Below are 13,663 nucleotides of genomic sequence, written 5' to 3' on the forward strand. Positions count from 1 at the left end.
AGCCGGAGTCGCGGCCGCCGGGGCCGCGGCCGGAGCGGGTGCGGCGGCAGGCGCCGGAGCCGGTGCGGGCGCCGGAGCGGGTAGCGCCGCGGGTGCGGCGGCCGGTGCCGGCGCGGGCAGAGCGCGCGGCGCCGGTTCCGGTCCGGGAGGTGGCGGGTCGACCGGCCGGGGGGTGACCACGGAGGGGACGTCGCCCTCGGGAGCCGGGCCCGCCGCGTGATGCGGGTCGACGCCCGTCGGCAGATGCGGAAGCGTGCCGGGCTCGACGCCGGGAGGCGGGACATGCGGCACCTGGGCGCCCTCGGGCGGGGTGCCGCCGGGGGGTACCTGGCTGCTCAAATGCGGGCTTCCGCCGGGGTCGGCGACGAACTGATTGACCGACGAGGCGACGTTCTTGGCCTCGCTGGGTGCCGACGGATTGTGGGTGAATGCCTGCGCCGCGGCCATCAGAAGCTGCGTCGCCTGCGCCGGATTACCGGCCGCCTGCTGGATTATCGGACTCAACTCGGTCAACGCCGGCAGCCCCGGTAGCTGTTGAGCGGGGTTGGGCGGCGGTGTCGCCGGGTCGGCTGCCGCGCTCGGACTGAGCATGAGCGCGGCAGCCGAAGTGACGACGACTGCGGCCAAACCTTTGGACAGACTCCAAGTGCTTGCCACGGTGTTTTCTCCCGGGTTGTTGGTGTTAGGTCAGTCGTCGGTGACTACTGGTCTCAGGGCAGGGCCGCGAGCAGCGTCTGCGGCCCGCTGGCTCCCGGCGCACCGGCGCCGGACAGCCCAGGAATCCCTGAGGTGATAGCCGGCAACGCGGCCTGAGCGAGTCCCGGGATCGCCGTGGCCAGACCCGGCAACGAAGAGGCGGGAGTCGCGGGCACGGCGGGTGCCGCAGGAGCCGTGACACCCGGAATCGGCGCGGTGACCCCCGGTATCGGAAGCGACGCCGGAGCCGGTGCGGCCGGTGCGGCCGGGGCGGTGAGGCCAGGCAGCGGTGCGTTCACTCCGGGGATCGACGGGACCGATGCCGGTGCGGGTGCGGCCGGAGCGGCCGGGGCCGCCAGGCTGGGCAGCGGTGCGTTCACTCCCGGAATCGACGGAACCGACGCGGGCGCCGGCGCGGCCGGAGCGGCGGGCGCGGTGAGGCCGGGGAGCGGAGCGTTCACCCCGGGGATGGATGGAGTAGCCGCCGGCGCGGTGGCGGGAGCCGGAGCGGTCGCCCCGGGCACCACCGACGGCAGGTTCAGCCCACCGGGAGCGGCCGGCGCCGGGTCCGGAGCGCGCAGCACACCCTGGGGTGCCGGAGGCGTTGCGCCCAGAGCGGTTGCCAGGTTCTGCAGTATCTGCGGGGCGTTGGCCGCCGACGCGATGAGTTGTTGAGGGATGTTGGTCTCCGCCGGAGCGGGGGCGGGGTCGGCGTGGGCGATGCCGCCGGTCAGTAGTGCGGCAGACGAGCCGACCAGAACGGCGGCGGCTCGGACGTAAGTCCAGATGGTTGGCATGACTCTCCCTGAAGGTTCGATGACTGGTCCCAGAGCCGAAGCTAGCCTGGTACAGAAGTGACTCAAGTGACACGTGTGGCATTTATGGGATCGTTACCGATACGAGTGGCGGCGGTGACCGCCGACCTGGGAATCGTGTTCGCGCCGTTATAAAAGGCTCGCAGCGCCGGCGGGTCGGTAAAGTCGGGCCGGTAAATACGACTTCGGCCGCCGACGCGGCAGCAACTTCCCGGCGCCGTCGCAGCTTGCTGCAGACGCTGGCGCTGCCGCTGCTGATCCTCAGCATCGCCGCGCGATTCGGGTGGACCTATCTCGCGCCCAACGGAGCGAACTTCGTCGACCTGCATGTCTACGTCGGCGGTGCCGCCGCCCTGGATCACCCCGGCACCCTGTACAGCTACGTGTACGCCGACCAGACGCCGGACTTCCCGCTGCCGTTCACCTATCCGCCGTTTGCTGCAGTGATCCTCTACCCGCTGCATTTCGTGCCGTTCGGCGTGCTGGCGTTCCTCTGGCACGTCGCAATCGTGGCGGCGTTGTACGGCGTGGTGCGGGTCAGCCAACGATTGATCGGCACCGCCGCGGACCGGACGGCGGCGATGCTGTGGACCGCGGTCAGCATCTGGATCGAACCGTTGCGCAGCAACTTCGACTACGGGCAGATCAACGTGTTCCTGGTGCTCGCAGTGCTGTATGCGGTGTACACCACGCGGTGGTGGCTGTCCGGGGCGTTGGTGGGGGTGGCGGCCGCCGTCAAGCTGACCCCCGCGGTCGCCGGCATCTACCTGCTGGGCGCGCGCCGCTGGTCGGCGGCGTTGTTCTCGCTGGCGGTGTTTCTCTGCACGATCGGGGTGTCGCTGTTGGTGGTCGGCGATCAGGCCCGTTACTACTTCACCGACCTGCTGGGCGACGCGCACCGGGTGGGCCCGATCGCCACTTCGTTCAATCAGTCCTGGCGGGGCGCGATTTCGCGCATCGTCGGCCACGACGCCGGGTACGGGCCGCTGGTGCTGGCCGCTCTCGTCGTCACGGCGGTCGTCGCCGTCCTGGCATGGCGCGCTCTGGACAACTCCGACGCCCTGGGACGGCTGCTGGTGGTCGAACTGTTCGGGCTGCTGCTCTCGCCCATTTCGTGGACGCACCACTGGGTGTGGTTGGTGCCGTTGATGATCTGGCTGATCCACGGACCGCTGCGAGAACGTCTGGGGGCGAGGATCCTCGGTTGGGGCTGGCTGGTGCTCACGGTGATCGGCGTGCCGTGGCTGCTGAGCTTCGAGCAGCCGACCATCTGGGTGATCAGCCGCCCGTGGTACCTGGCCTGGGCCGGGTCGGTGTACGTGGTCGCGGCGCTGGCGACGTTGGGTTGGGTGGCAACGACACGGTCGGCGCGGCGGGTCGCGCCGGCATCAGGCCCGGCTACTGCGACGAAGCCGCTGCCACAATCCCGTTGATGTCACGCGCCATATCGATGTCCTTCTGGGTGATGCCGCCCTCAGAGTGCGTCACCAGAACGAAAGTCACTGTCCGCCAACGGATATCAATATCCGGATGATGATCCTGGGCTTCCGCGTGTTCGCCCACCCGGCGCACGGCGTCAATGCCGGCCAAGAAGGCCGGAAATTTGATGGAGCGCCGCAACGCGCCGTCGGCGCGTTCCCAGCCTTCTGGTAGTGCGGCGTCTACTTGCTCATCGGTGAGAACGGCCATAACGCCGACGGTATACCGTCAGTGGCCATGCCGACCCAGATCGTTGTCGCCGGGGCCGTCTTCCGGGGGGCGTCGGTGTTGGTGGCGCAACGTCTGCGGCCTCCGGAATTGGCCGGCCGCTGGGAACTGCCCGGCGGCAAAGTGGCCGCGGGGGAGTCCGAGAGCGCCGCACTGGCTCGCGAACTCGCCGAAGAGCTGGGCATCGACGTCACCGTCGGCGGGCGCCTCGGCGATGACGTTCACCTCACCGACACGACGGTGCTGCGGGCCTACCACGTGCACTTGGTTCGGGGTGAACCGCAGCCGAATGATCATGGGGCGCTGCGCTGGGTGAGCATCGATGAACTGCCCGATGTCGATTGGGTGCCGGCAGATCGCGGGTGGGTGGGAGCCCTCACCCAAGCTCTCTGCGGGCTAAGGTGATCGACCCTCTCGACGGGCGGTCAGCCACGTAAGCTCAGTATCGCCATCACCAGGCCCGGGAAAGCGCCATAGAGAAGAGTCGCACCGCTGAGATAGAAGTCGCCGACGACGCCTTTGAGCACCTCATCGAACATTGGCAACATCAGGATCGTAAAACCAACGGCCACAATTCCTTTGGCAGGTAAACGTGGTCGTCGCCGGTCACCAAGGCGTTGGAGGCTTGACGTCGCGGTGGACCAGCCCGTTTTTCTATAGGCCGTGTTGAGCTGCGGCGGCGAGCTGCTGGATCACCCGGACTGCTCGCGGCGGAGACAATCGTCCCTCCCGGCGCAGAACGGTTCGGAGATCAACGCCTTCGATGATCGGCATCACCAGATAGAGGTGTCCGTCGGTCTCTCCGGTGTCGTCGATGGGAACGATGTGGGGCTCGGTGAGCGGCGCCGCGATCGTCGCCTCGCGGCGAAAACGGTCCCGATAGCCGTCCAGGGCGCCCAGATGAGGAGGTAGCACCTTCACGGCCACATCGCGCCCGATGACCGTGCCGTGGGCCTTGTACACCTGGCCCATCCCGCCTTCGCCGATCAATCCGAGCAGACGGTGACGACCGAAGGCCATCTCGTCCGTACGGGGGGATGCTGGTGCTCAGTTCGCTATTAGCGGGCCCCGCTGCCACAATCACCGACGTGCCATTCCGCAATGTCGCCATCGTCGCCCACGTCGACCACGGCAAAACAACCCTGGTCGACGCGATGCTGCGACAGTCCGGTGCGCTGACCCACCGTGGTGACGACACCCAGGAACGCATCATGGACAGCGGTGACCTGGAGAAGGAAAAGGGCATCACCATCCTGGCCAAGAACACGGCCGTGCACCGTCACAACGCGGACGGAACGCTGACAGTAATAAATGTCATCGACACGCCCGGGCACGCCGACTTCGGCGGTGAGGTGGAACGCGGTCTGTCCATGGTGGACGGGGTGTTGCTGCTCGTCGACGCGTCGGAGGGTCCGCTGCCGCAGACCCGGTTCGTGCTGCGCAAGGCGCTGCAGGCACATCTGCCGGTGATCCTCGTGGTCAACAAGACTGACCGGCCCGACGCCCGGATCAGCGAGGTCGTCGACGCCAGCCACGATCTGCTCCTCGACGTCGCCTCCGACCTCGACCCCGAAGCGGCCGCGGCGGCCGAGCACGCGCTGGGCCTGCCGACGCTGTACGCCTCCGGGCGCGCCGGCATCGCCAGCACCGAGCAACCCGCCGACGGTGAGGCGCCGGCCGGCGACAACCTCGACCCACTGTTCGAGGTGCTGATGGAGCACATACCGGCGCCCTCGGGTGACCCGGAAGCGCCGTTGCAGGCCCTGGTCACCAACCTCGACGCGTCGGCCTTCCTGGGCCGGCTGGCCCTGATCCGCATCTACAACGGCAAGCTGCGCAAAGGCCAGCAGGTGGCGTGGATGCGTGAGGTGGACGGGGTGCCCGTCATCACCAACGCCAAGATCACCGAACTGCTGGCCACCGAGGGTGTCGAGCGCAGCCCGACAGAGGAGGCGACAGCAGGAGACATCGTGGCGGTCGCGGGGCTGCCCGAGATCATGATCGGCGACACCCTGGCCGACCCCGACCATGCCCACGCCCTGCCCCGAATCCACGTCGACGAACCGGCTATCTCGGTGACCATCGGCACCAACACCTCGCCGCTGGCCGGCAAGGTGTCCGGGCACAAGCTGACGGCACGCATGGTCCGCAACCGGCTGGACACCGAGCTGATCGGCAACGTCTCGATCCGGGTCGTCGACATCGGCCGGCCCGACGCCTGGGAGGTGCAGGGTCGCGGCGAGCTGGCGCTGGCAGTGCTGGTCGAGACGATGCGGCGGGAGGGTTTCGAGCTCACGGTCGGCAAGCCGCAGGTAGTCACCCGGACGATCGACGGCAAGCTGCACGAGCCGTTCGAAGCGATGACGATCGACTGCCCCGAGGAATTCGTCGGCGCGATCACGCAGCTGATGGCCGCCCGTAAGGGCCGCATGGAGGAGATGACCAACCACGCGGCCGGTTGGGTCCGGATGGACTTCATCGTGCCCAGCCGTGGCCTGATCGGCTTCCGCACCGACTTCCTCACGCTGACCCGCGGCACCGGCATCGCCAACGCGGTGTTCGACGGCTACCGGCCGTGGGCCGGCGAGATCCGAGCCCGCCACACCGGCTCACTGGTGTCCGACCGCACCGGAGTCATCACCCCGTTCGCGCTGATCGCGCTCGCCGACCGGGGCCAGTTCTTCGTCGAACCCGGTCAGGACACGTACGAGGGCATGGTCGTGGGGATCAACCCGCGGGCCGAAGACCTCGATATCAACGTCACCCGGGAGAAGAAGCTCACCAATATGCGTTCGTCGACGGCCGACGTCATCGAGACGCTGGCCAAGCCGCTCGAACTCGATCTGGAGCAGGCGATGGAGTTCTGCGCCCAGGACGAATGCGTCGAGGTGACTCCGGAGATCGTCCGGGTACGCAAGGTCGAGTTGGACGCCACCTCACGTGCCCGCAGCCGCTCGCGCGCCAAGGCTCGCGGGTAGGCCGCGTGCGCCTCGATACCCTGATTGGCGTGCTGCACCGAGCCCGTCACGTCCTGGTGGCGATCGGCGTGCTGGTAGCGGCCATCGGGCTGGTGTTGTCGGGGTGCACGGTGAGTCCGCCGCCGGCTCCGCAGAGCACCGATACCCCGCACAACACGCCGCCCCCGCCGCAGCATCCTTCCCAGATCATCATGGGAATCGACTCGATCGGGGCCGGCTTCAACCCACACCTGCTCTCGGACCTGTCTCCGGTGAACGCGGCGATCAGCGCCCTGGTGCTGCCCAGCGCGTTCCGCCCGGTGCCTGACCCCAATTCGTCGACAGGGTCGCGCTGGGAGATGGACCCCACCCTGCTGATGTCGGCGGACGTGACCAGCGAGAATCCGTTCACCGTCACCTACAAGATCCGGCCAGAGGCGCAGTGGACCGACAACGCCCCGATCGCCGCCGACGACTTCTGGTACCTGTGGCGGCAGATGGTGAGCCAGCCCGGCGTGGTGGATCCGGCCGGATATGACCTCATCACGAACGTCCAGTCCCTCGAAGGGGGCAAGCAAGCCGTCGTCACCTTCGCCCAGCCATACCCGGCGTGGCGCGAGTTGTTCAACAACCTGTTGCCGGCGCACATCGTCAAGGACGTGCCGGGCGGATTCTCCTCCGGGTTGGCGCGCGCCCTGCCGGTCACCGGCGGGCAATTCCGGGTGGAGAACATCGACCCCCAGCGCGACGAGATCCTGATCGCCCGCAACGATCGCTATTGGGGACCGCCCGCCAAACCGGCGCTCATTCAGTTCCGGCGCGCCGGCGCCCCGGCCGCTCTGGCCGACTCGGTGCGCAACGGCGACACCCAGGTGGCCCAGGTGCACGGCGGGTCGGCCGCTTTCGCCCAACTGTCGGCCATCCCCGATGTGCGGACCGCCCGGATCGTGACGCCCCGGGTGATGCAGCTGACGCTGCGGGCGAACGAACCCAAGCTGGCCGACGCACAGGTCCGCAAGGCTATTTTGGGTCTGGTCGACGTCGACCTGCTGGCTGCGGTGGGTGCCGGCAGCGACAACACCGTCACCCTGGCTCAGGCGCAGATTCGCTCGCCCAGTGACCCCGGCTATGTGCCGACCGCGCCGCCGGCCCTGAGCACCACGGCGGCGATGGGCCTTCTGGAAGCCGCCGGCTTCCAGATCGAAAGCAGCACTTCGGTTTCGCCGGCCCCGACTTCCGCGACGGCGCCGGTGAGCACCGGTCCGCCGGAAGTCATCCGGGGCCGAATCAGCAAGGACGGCAAGCAGTTGTCGTTGGTGATCGGGGTGGCTGTCAACGATCCCACGTCGGTGGCCGTTGCCAACACCGCCGCGGACCAGCTGCGCAATGTCGGTATCGCCGCGAGCGTGCTGGCCCTGGATCCCGTGACGCTCTATCGCGACGCGCTGATCAACCATCAGGTGGACGCGCTGGTGGGTTGGCATCAGGCCGGTGGAAACCTGGCCACTTCCTTGGCTTCCCGGTTCGGGTGCCCGGCGCTGGAAGCGACGGAAGTGCCCGCGCCGAATGCCCCTCCGACTACTACCAGTACGTCGTCGACGTCTCCCGTCGCGACGACTCAGGCGGCCCCGGATACCACCTCGGCGCCGACGACGCCGAGTCGCCAGCCCGAACCGGGCGCGCTGGTGAAGGCGCCGTCGAACCTCACCGGCATCTGCGACCGCAGCGTCGAGTCGAACATCGACGCCGCCCTCAACGGGTCTAAGAACATCAATGACGTGATCACCGCGGTAGAGCCGCGGCTGTGGAACATGTCGACCGTGCTGCCCATCCTGCAGGACACCACGATCGTCGGTGCCGGCCCCAGTGTGCAGAACGTCAGCCTGACCGGCGCGGTGCCGGTCGGCATCGTTGGTGACGCCGGGCAGTGGGTCAAGACCGGGCAATAGCCCGAATTCCGTGCCATACAGATCATTTCGGCATGATCTTGAAACCGGGCGCACGGCGGGCCGCTTAGTGGGCAACGGCCAATTGGGCCTGCGACAAATTGTTACAAAAATCTACGTTTAGAAAGCGCACGCTCCGGTCAACCCCCGCGATACGCTTCGGTCGGGGGTAGAGGGCACCTGATCGGGCCGGGGTAAGCCAGCAATCATTGCGGTGAGGGGTCGGTCCATGTCATTTGTCTTTGTCGAGCCACAAATAATTTCGGCGTTCGGCGCAGATCTGTCCGGTATCGGGTCGGCGCTCGGCGCTGCCAATGCCGCAGCGGCTGCGTCGACTACGGGCGTACTAGCCGCGGCCGCCGACGAAGTGTCGGTGCAAATCGCCGCACTCTTCTCGGAGAATGCGGCCGGGTATCAACAGATCAGCGCACAGGTCGCGGCGTCCTATGAACGTTTCGTGCAGGCCGTGACCGCAGGTGCCGGCGCTTATGCTGCGGCAGAGGCGAATACGGTGCAGACCTTGGTCAACGGACTCGCGGCCCCGACGGTGTCATTCGAGGGGATCGGCCAGGCGTGGGCCGGCTTCACCGCCAACGTCGTCAATGCACAGGTGTCGTTCAATCAGTCGCTGGTGGGCACCGAGGTGGCGCTGCGACAGGCCCTGTTCGGCGGCGGGAACGCCGTGTCCAACGCTGTCGACGTCGGCTTGAACGTCGCGAACTCGTTCGTTGGTGGGGGCCAGCAGGCCGTCAATCTGCTTCTCGGAGCACAGGTTCCGGCCGACTTCAACACAAGCTTGGTCATCAACAGCGCTCTTGACGCCAACGTGGGGCCGGGCCTGCTCTCCGGCGCCTTCAGCGGTGGGCTCTCGGGCCTGGGCGCTCAGCTGAATGCTGCCCTGTCGGGCAATGTCAGCGGTGGCTTGCCGGACTTCACGGCACTCGGTAATACGTTCGCGGCCAACGTGAATGCCGGACTCACGAGTCTCGCCCAGACCGGTGGGGTGTTGGCGACCAGCCTGAGCTCAGGCCTGGCCGGGCTCGCGCAGACCGGCGGTTCGTTGGCGGCGAATATCAACGCCGCGCTTTCCGGGCTGCCGAGCTTCGACGTGACGCTGCCGGCGCTGACGGGCGGGTTCACCGCGAATCTGCCTGCGCTGGTTGCCAATCTGACCGGTGGATTCCCCGCCCTGGGGGCTCAGATCAGCACCGCGCTGAACGGGGCCTTGTCAGGGAACTTCGCGCTGCCGAACTTCGCGCTGCCGAACTTCAACTTCGCGTTGCCGAACTTCAACTTCGCGCTGCCGAACTTCAACTTCGCGTTGCCGAACTTCGCGTTGCCGAACTTCAACTTCGCGCTGCCGAACCTGAACTTCACGTTGCCCAACAACTTCACGTTGCCCAACTTCAACTTCGCGCTGCCGAACTTCGCGGCACTCACGCAGGCCGGCGCGACGCTGGCCGGCAACCTGAGCGCCGGACTGGCCAACCTGAACCTCACCCTGCCGGCGCTCGGCGGTCAGATCAGTGCGGCGCTGAGCGGCGCCGTCAATGGCGATACGGCTGGGCTCAACGCGCTGATCAATGGGGTGGCTGCCCTTCCGACGACCGGACTGGCCGGCTTCGAGCAACTGCAGAGCGGCATTCTGGGTGGGTTGGTCGACAACGAGATCGCTTTCAACGAGGCGCTTGTGGCCAACCAGGTCGCGCTGTTGGGTGCACCGGCCCTGGCCGGCCCCGTCGGCTATGCCGTCAACGCAGCCAACCTGCTGGTCGGTACCGGCGAGCAATTCGTCAACGCTATCGTCGGTGCCCCGGCTACCAACCTGACCAGCAGCCTGATCGTCAACGGCGCGCTGGAGTCGCCCGGCTTCCCCATCGGCGGTGGCCTGACCGGTGTTGCCCACCAGTTGCTTTCGCTGAACACGGCGCTCGGCGGCGTACCGGGGCTGGAGACGTCTTTATTGACCCAGCTGAACCTCACCCCCGACAGCTTGGGGGCGTTGGTGGACAGCCAATTGGCCTTCAACGCCAACCTCGTCGCCAACGAGCAGTTGTTCCAGACAATGGTCTTCGGGACCGGCGGCGCCCTCAACGGCGCGGTGAACAATGCCTTCAACGGCCTGAACCTGTTGCTGGTCGGTACCCCGCAGGGGGCCATCAACGCTCTGCTCGGCGCCCCGGCGGTAGACCTGACGGGCAGCCTGCTGGTCACCGCGCCGGGAGATGTCTTCGGTGGCGTCACCGCCGGGGGCCTACTGGGCGCGTTCGAGCAGAAGTGGCTGTTCGACGCGGCAGTCCTGAGCAGCCTGTTCTCCCCGATCCAGGTGACGCTCACCGGCGGACTGCCGAGCCTGCTCGCCAACATCAACGCCACGCTGACGGGCGCACTGACCGGCACCGGCACGGTCGGCGGATCGATCGGTGGCACGATCGGCGGCAACGTCGGCGGCGGCGGCTAACCGCCGCGTTTGATTGCATCCCCTGATCGGCCCGTCATCCCTTGTGGTGACGGGCCGATCGGATTCGCCGCCGGGTTCGCTCGGCGAAGCATTGTCCCCGTTGCGAACAGGTGTGCGTTTATCCAGGCGAGTTCATAGAAAGCGCCTGAGCGACTCCTGCCGCGCAGCTACCATCGACCCATCCTGAAATTGCGCACGATCGGCCGGGGAGGGCCTTCGTAGCCAGCGTCGTATCAGGAACGGGGAGGTTTTGCGTTGTCTTATTTGAACGTTCTGCCGGAGTATCTGGCATCGGCGGCAACCGATTTGGCCGGCATCGGCTCGTCCATCGGCGCTGCCGGTTCGTCGGCGGCGGCCGCTACGACGGCGGTGTTGCCGGCCGGCGCCGATGAGATATCCGCCGCCATCTCAGCGCTATTCGGCGCGCACGGCCAGGCTTTTCAGGCTCTCAACGCCCAAGCCGTGCAGTTCCATGAGCAGTTTGTGCAGACCATGCGAAGCACAGCGGCCGCGTTCGCGAGCGCGGAAGCCGCCAATGTGTCACCGCTGCAGGCGGTTGCGGCAGCGGCATCCCCGATGGAGCAGCTGGAGCAGGCGCAGATTGCTTTCGGTTCCAATCTGGTGGCCAACGAGCTCACATTCAACAACACGCTGGTGAGCAACGAACTCGCCTTGGAGCGAACCTTTTTCGGCACCGACACCGCTCTCAACGGTGTGATCAACCGCGGCTTCAACGCCGGTAACCTGTTGGTGGGCACCGGCGAACAGGCCTTCAATGCCCTTGTGGGCGTCCAAGTTCCGCCCAACTTCACTTCGAGTCTCTTGACCGGCAGCGCGGCACAGGTCTTCAACAGCGGCGCCATCGGTGGTCCGCTGGGCGCCTTCGATCAAAGCTTGGCCGCCGGTGCGAACTTCGCCGGCTTGTTCGTGGGCAGTCCGCCCGGGCAGGCTCTGCTGAGTGCGCTTCCGGCCCCCGCGCAGTCGCTGTTGAGCTCACCGGCCAGCTTCCTGCAACAGGTACAAACGGCCCAGATCAACTTCAGCGCCAACCTGGTCAATAGTGAAATGGCCTTCAACCACAACCTGGTCGCCAACGAGATCGCCTGGGAGCAGCAGTTTTTCCACACTGACAGCGCTTTGAACGGTGCGCTGAACCGTGGCTTCAATGTCGGGAATCTGTTGGTGGGCAACGGCGAACAAGCCGTAAACCTGTTCTTCGGGCCGCAGGTGCCGTCGAACTTCACCCAGGACCTGTTGTTGGGCACTGCGGCTCAGCCGTTCAACGGCGGCCAGATCGGCGGCCTGCTGGGTGCTTTCGACCAGAGCATGGAGGCCGGGCTGGATCTCGCCGGATTGATCACGGGTACCTGAGGGCGCCCAAGAGCTACGGCGCAGCTCAATTAGTATGCGCTGCAGTTGATTTCGGTGGTATCACGGTATCCACGATCAGGGTTAGTTCGCGGCGGGTCGGCGGTGTCCCGGTGAGCATGAAGTGCTGGTTGATCAGGGCCGATCCGATGCGGGCCGTCAGCGGCGTGATGGTCGCAGGATCGATATCACCGTCGTGCACCGCGGTCTTCAGTATCGACTCGACGATCTTCACCCGCGGCACCACCACCGCGTCGACGAAGATCGCCCGCAGTTCGGGCTCGTGGATCAGCTGACTGATGATCTCCAGGCCCGGAAAGTCCGTCTTGCCTGCCAGCACATCGCGATGAGCCGTGAAGACCGCGAGCAGGTTCTCCCGGGCCGACCGGCCGGCGCGCGGCTCGGGCAACGGCGGCACGTTATGTGTCATGGCAGCCTGCACCAGGTCGTGCTTACTCGCCCAGCGCCGGTACAACGCGGCCTTGCCGGTGTGGGCGCGCGCCGCGATTCCCTCCATGGTCAGGCCCCCGTAGCCGACCGCGGCAAGCTCTGCCAAAGTCGCCGAATAGAGTGCCCGTTCAAGAACTTCGCCGCGCCGACGGCTGCGGCTGGCACTCGGTGTGGTCCTGGTCCCCTGCGGCATTGGTCGATAGTAGCCGTTAGCGTTCCTATCGTTCACTAAAGGCGGTTTTTCGGTCGTCGGCCGGTCGGCGGTAGGGTTCGTCCATGCCTGAGACGCCGCGGCTGTTGTTTGTGCATGCACATCCCGACGACGAAAGCCTGGCCAACGGCGCCACCATCGCGCACTACACCGCACGTGGGGCGCAGGTGCACGTCGTGACCTGCACGCTGGGCGAGGAGGGCGAGGTCGTCGGTGACCGATGGGCCCAACTCGCCGTCGACCACGCGGATCAGCTTGGCGGTTACCGCATTAGCGAGCTCAGCCGGGCGTTGCATGCGCTGGGCGTCAGTGGGCCTGTTTATCTGGGTGGCGCGGGACGCTGGCGCGACTCCGGCATGGCCGGCACCGAACCGCGGGGCCGGCGCCGTTTCGTCGACGCCGACGAGCGGGAAGCCGTCGGCGCCCTGGTTGCGCTGATCCGCGAGTTGCGCCCGCACGTGGTGGTGACCTACGACCCCAACGGTGGCTACGGCCATCCGGACCACATCCGAACCCACGCCGTCACCACCGCGGCAGTGGCCGCGGCCGGCCGCCCGGACGACTACCCGGGCAACCCGTGGCCGGTGCCCAAGTTCTACTGGACGGTGCTGGCCAGGGACGCCATGGCTGCCGGTTTGCGGGCGCTGGTGCCCGAGGACCTGCGACCGGAGTGGACACTGCCGCCTGAGGACATTCCGTTCACCTTCCTCGACGACGACATCAACGCCGTTGTCGAGGCCGGTGCGGACGCGCACGCCGCCAAGGTCGCCGCGCTGGCCGCGCACGCCACCCAACTCACCGTCGGCGCGACCGGACGGGCCTGTGCCCTGTCGAATAACCTTGCCCTGCCTATCCTCTCGCAAGAGCACTACATTCTCGTCGAGGGTGTGGCGGGGGAGCGCGACGAGCGTGGGTGGGAGACGGATTTGCTTGCCGGTCTGGGCATCACCGGTTCTGGCAACTAGGCTTTGACACAGGCCGCCTCGAAGAGGAAGAGGAAGGAACGCGCATGGACCCCGATCTGGACCCTAACCTGCAGCACTGGCAGGACC

Annotated in this window: 11 protein-coding genes and 1 pseudogene; 7 read left to right on the forward strand and 5 right to left on the reverse strand. The window is 67.0% G+C overall.

What is annotated here, in order from left to right; translation table 11 throughout:
• Both AO501_RS12020 and AO501_RS12025 read right to left on the reverse strand, forming a co-directional pair.
• Positions 1 to 657 (reverse strand): annotated as a pseudogene (locus AO501_RS12020) (hypothetical protein); the annotation flags it as partial.
• A 53-nt stretch (positions 658 to 710) separates the two neighbouring features.
• Complete coding sequence (locus tag AO501_RS12025) at positions 711 to 1,493, reverse strand: hypothetical protein (protein WP_055577945.1); 783 nt, start codon at positions 1,491 to 1,493, stop codon at positions 711 to 713.
• A gap of 149 nt (positions 1,494 to 1,642) precedes the next feature.
• Here AO501_RS12025 and AO501_RS12030 point away from each other — a divergent pair, with 149 nt between their 5' ends.
• Positions 1,643 to 2,944 (forward strand): mannosyltransferase, encoded by a 1,302-nt coding sequence (locus AO501_RS12030; protein ID WP_063892861.1) that lies wholly within the window; start codon positions 1,643 to 1,645, stop codon positions 2,942 to 2,944.
• Here the strand turns inward: AO501_RS12030 and AO501_RS12035 are convergent.
• On the reverse strand, positions 2,910 to 3,200 hold the full coding sequence (locus tag AO501_RS12035) for a 4a-hydroxytetrahydrobiopterin dehydratase (RefSeq protein ID WP_055577946.1): 291 nt from the start codon (positions 3,198 to 3,200) through the stop codon (positions 2,910 to 2,912). The two genes, AO501_RS12030 and AO501_RS12035, sit on opposite strands and share 35 nt — an antisense overlap.
• A gap of 27 nt (positions 3,201 to 3,227) precedes the next feature.
• Here AO501_RS12035 and AO501_RS12040 point away from each other — a divergent pair, with 27 nt between their 5' ends.
• Entirely contained in the window at positions 3,228 to 3,623 is a 396-nt protein-coding gene (locus AO501_RS12040) for a (deoxy)nucleoside triphosphate pyrophosphohydrolase (protein WP_055578005.1), read from the forward strand.
• Positions 3,624 to 3,872: 249 nt separating this feature from the next.
• Here the strand turns inward: AO501_RS12040 and AO501_RS12045 are convergent, their stop codons facing one another.
• Positions 3,873 to 4,238 carry a protein kinase domain-containing protein gene (locus tag AO501_RS12045; RefSeq protein ID WP_055577947.1) on the reverse strand — a complete coding sequence of 122 codons (366 nt, stop codon included), beginning with the start codon at positions 4,236 to 4,238 and terminating at the stop codon, positions 3,873 to 3,875.
• Between the two features lie 68 nt (positions 4,239 to 4,306).
• On the opposite strand from AO501_RS12045, the gene typA reads away from it, so the two are divergent.
• From typA to AO501_RS12065, 4 genes are all read left to right on the forward strand, one after another.
• Positions 4,307 to 6,196 carry a translational GTPase TypA gene (gene typA, locus AO501_RS12050; RefSeq protein WP_055578006.1) on the forward strand — a complete coding sequence of 630 codons (1,890 nt, stop codon included), beginning with the start codon at positions 4,307 to 4,309 and terminating at the stop codon, positions 6,194 to 6,196.
• A gap of 23 nt (positions 6,197 to 6,219) precedes the next feature.
• Complete coding sequence (locus AO501_RS12055; protein WP_055578007.1) at positions 6,220 to 8,124, forward strand: ABC transporter family substrate-binding protein; 1,905 nt, start codon at positions 6,220 to 6,222, stop codon at positions 8,122 to 8,124.
• Positions 8,125 to 8,350: 226 nt separating this feature from the next.
• The gene (locus AO501_RS40175) at positions 8,351 to 10,582 is read left to right on the forward strand and encodes a PE domain-containing protein (RefSeq protein WP_055577948.1); all 2,232 of its coding nucleotides are present in this window, start codon (positions 8,351 to 8,353) and stop codon (positions 10,580 to 10,582) included.
• A gap of 255 nt (positions 10,583 to 10,837) precedes the next feature.
• Positions 10,838 to 11,953 (forward strand): PE family protein, encoded by a 1,116-nt coding sequence (locus AO501_RS12065; RefSeq protein ID WP_055577949.1) that lies wholly within the window; start codon positions 10,838 to 10,840, stop codon positions 11,951 to 11,953.
• 25 nt (positions 11,954 to 11,978) lie between these two features.
• On the opposite strand, the gene AO501_RS12070 is transcribed toward AO501_RS12065, so the two are convergent.
• On the reverse strand, positions 11,979 to 12,593 hold the full coding sequence (locus tag AO501_RS12070) for a TetR/AcrR family transcriptional regulator (RefSeq protein ID WP_055577950.1): 615 nt from the start codon (positions 12,591 to 12,593) through the stop codon (positions 11,979 to 11,981).
• An 83-nt stretch (positions 12,594 to 12,676) separates the two neighbouring features.
• Between AO501_RS12070 and mshB the strand changes: the two genes are divergently transcribed.
• Positions 12,677 to 13,576, forward strand: coding sequence for an N-acetyl-1-D-myo-inositol-2-amino-2-deoxy-alpha-D-glucopyranoside deacetylase (gene mshB / locus AO501_RS12075; protein ID WP_055577951.1), 900 nt, complete (start codon positions 12,677 to 12,679; stop codon positions 13,574 to 13,576).
• Positions 13,577 to 13,663 lie beyond the last annotated feature (87 nt).

It is taken from the genome of Mycobacterium gordonae, assembly GCF_001417955.2.
GTDB classification, from domain to species: Bacteria; Actinomycetota; Actinomycetes; order Mycobacteriales; family Mycobacteriaceae; genus Mycobacterium; species Mycobacterium gordonae_B.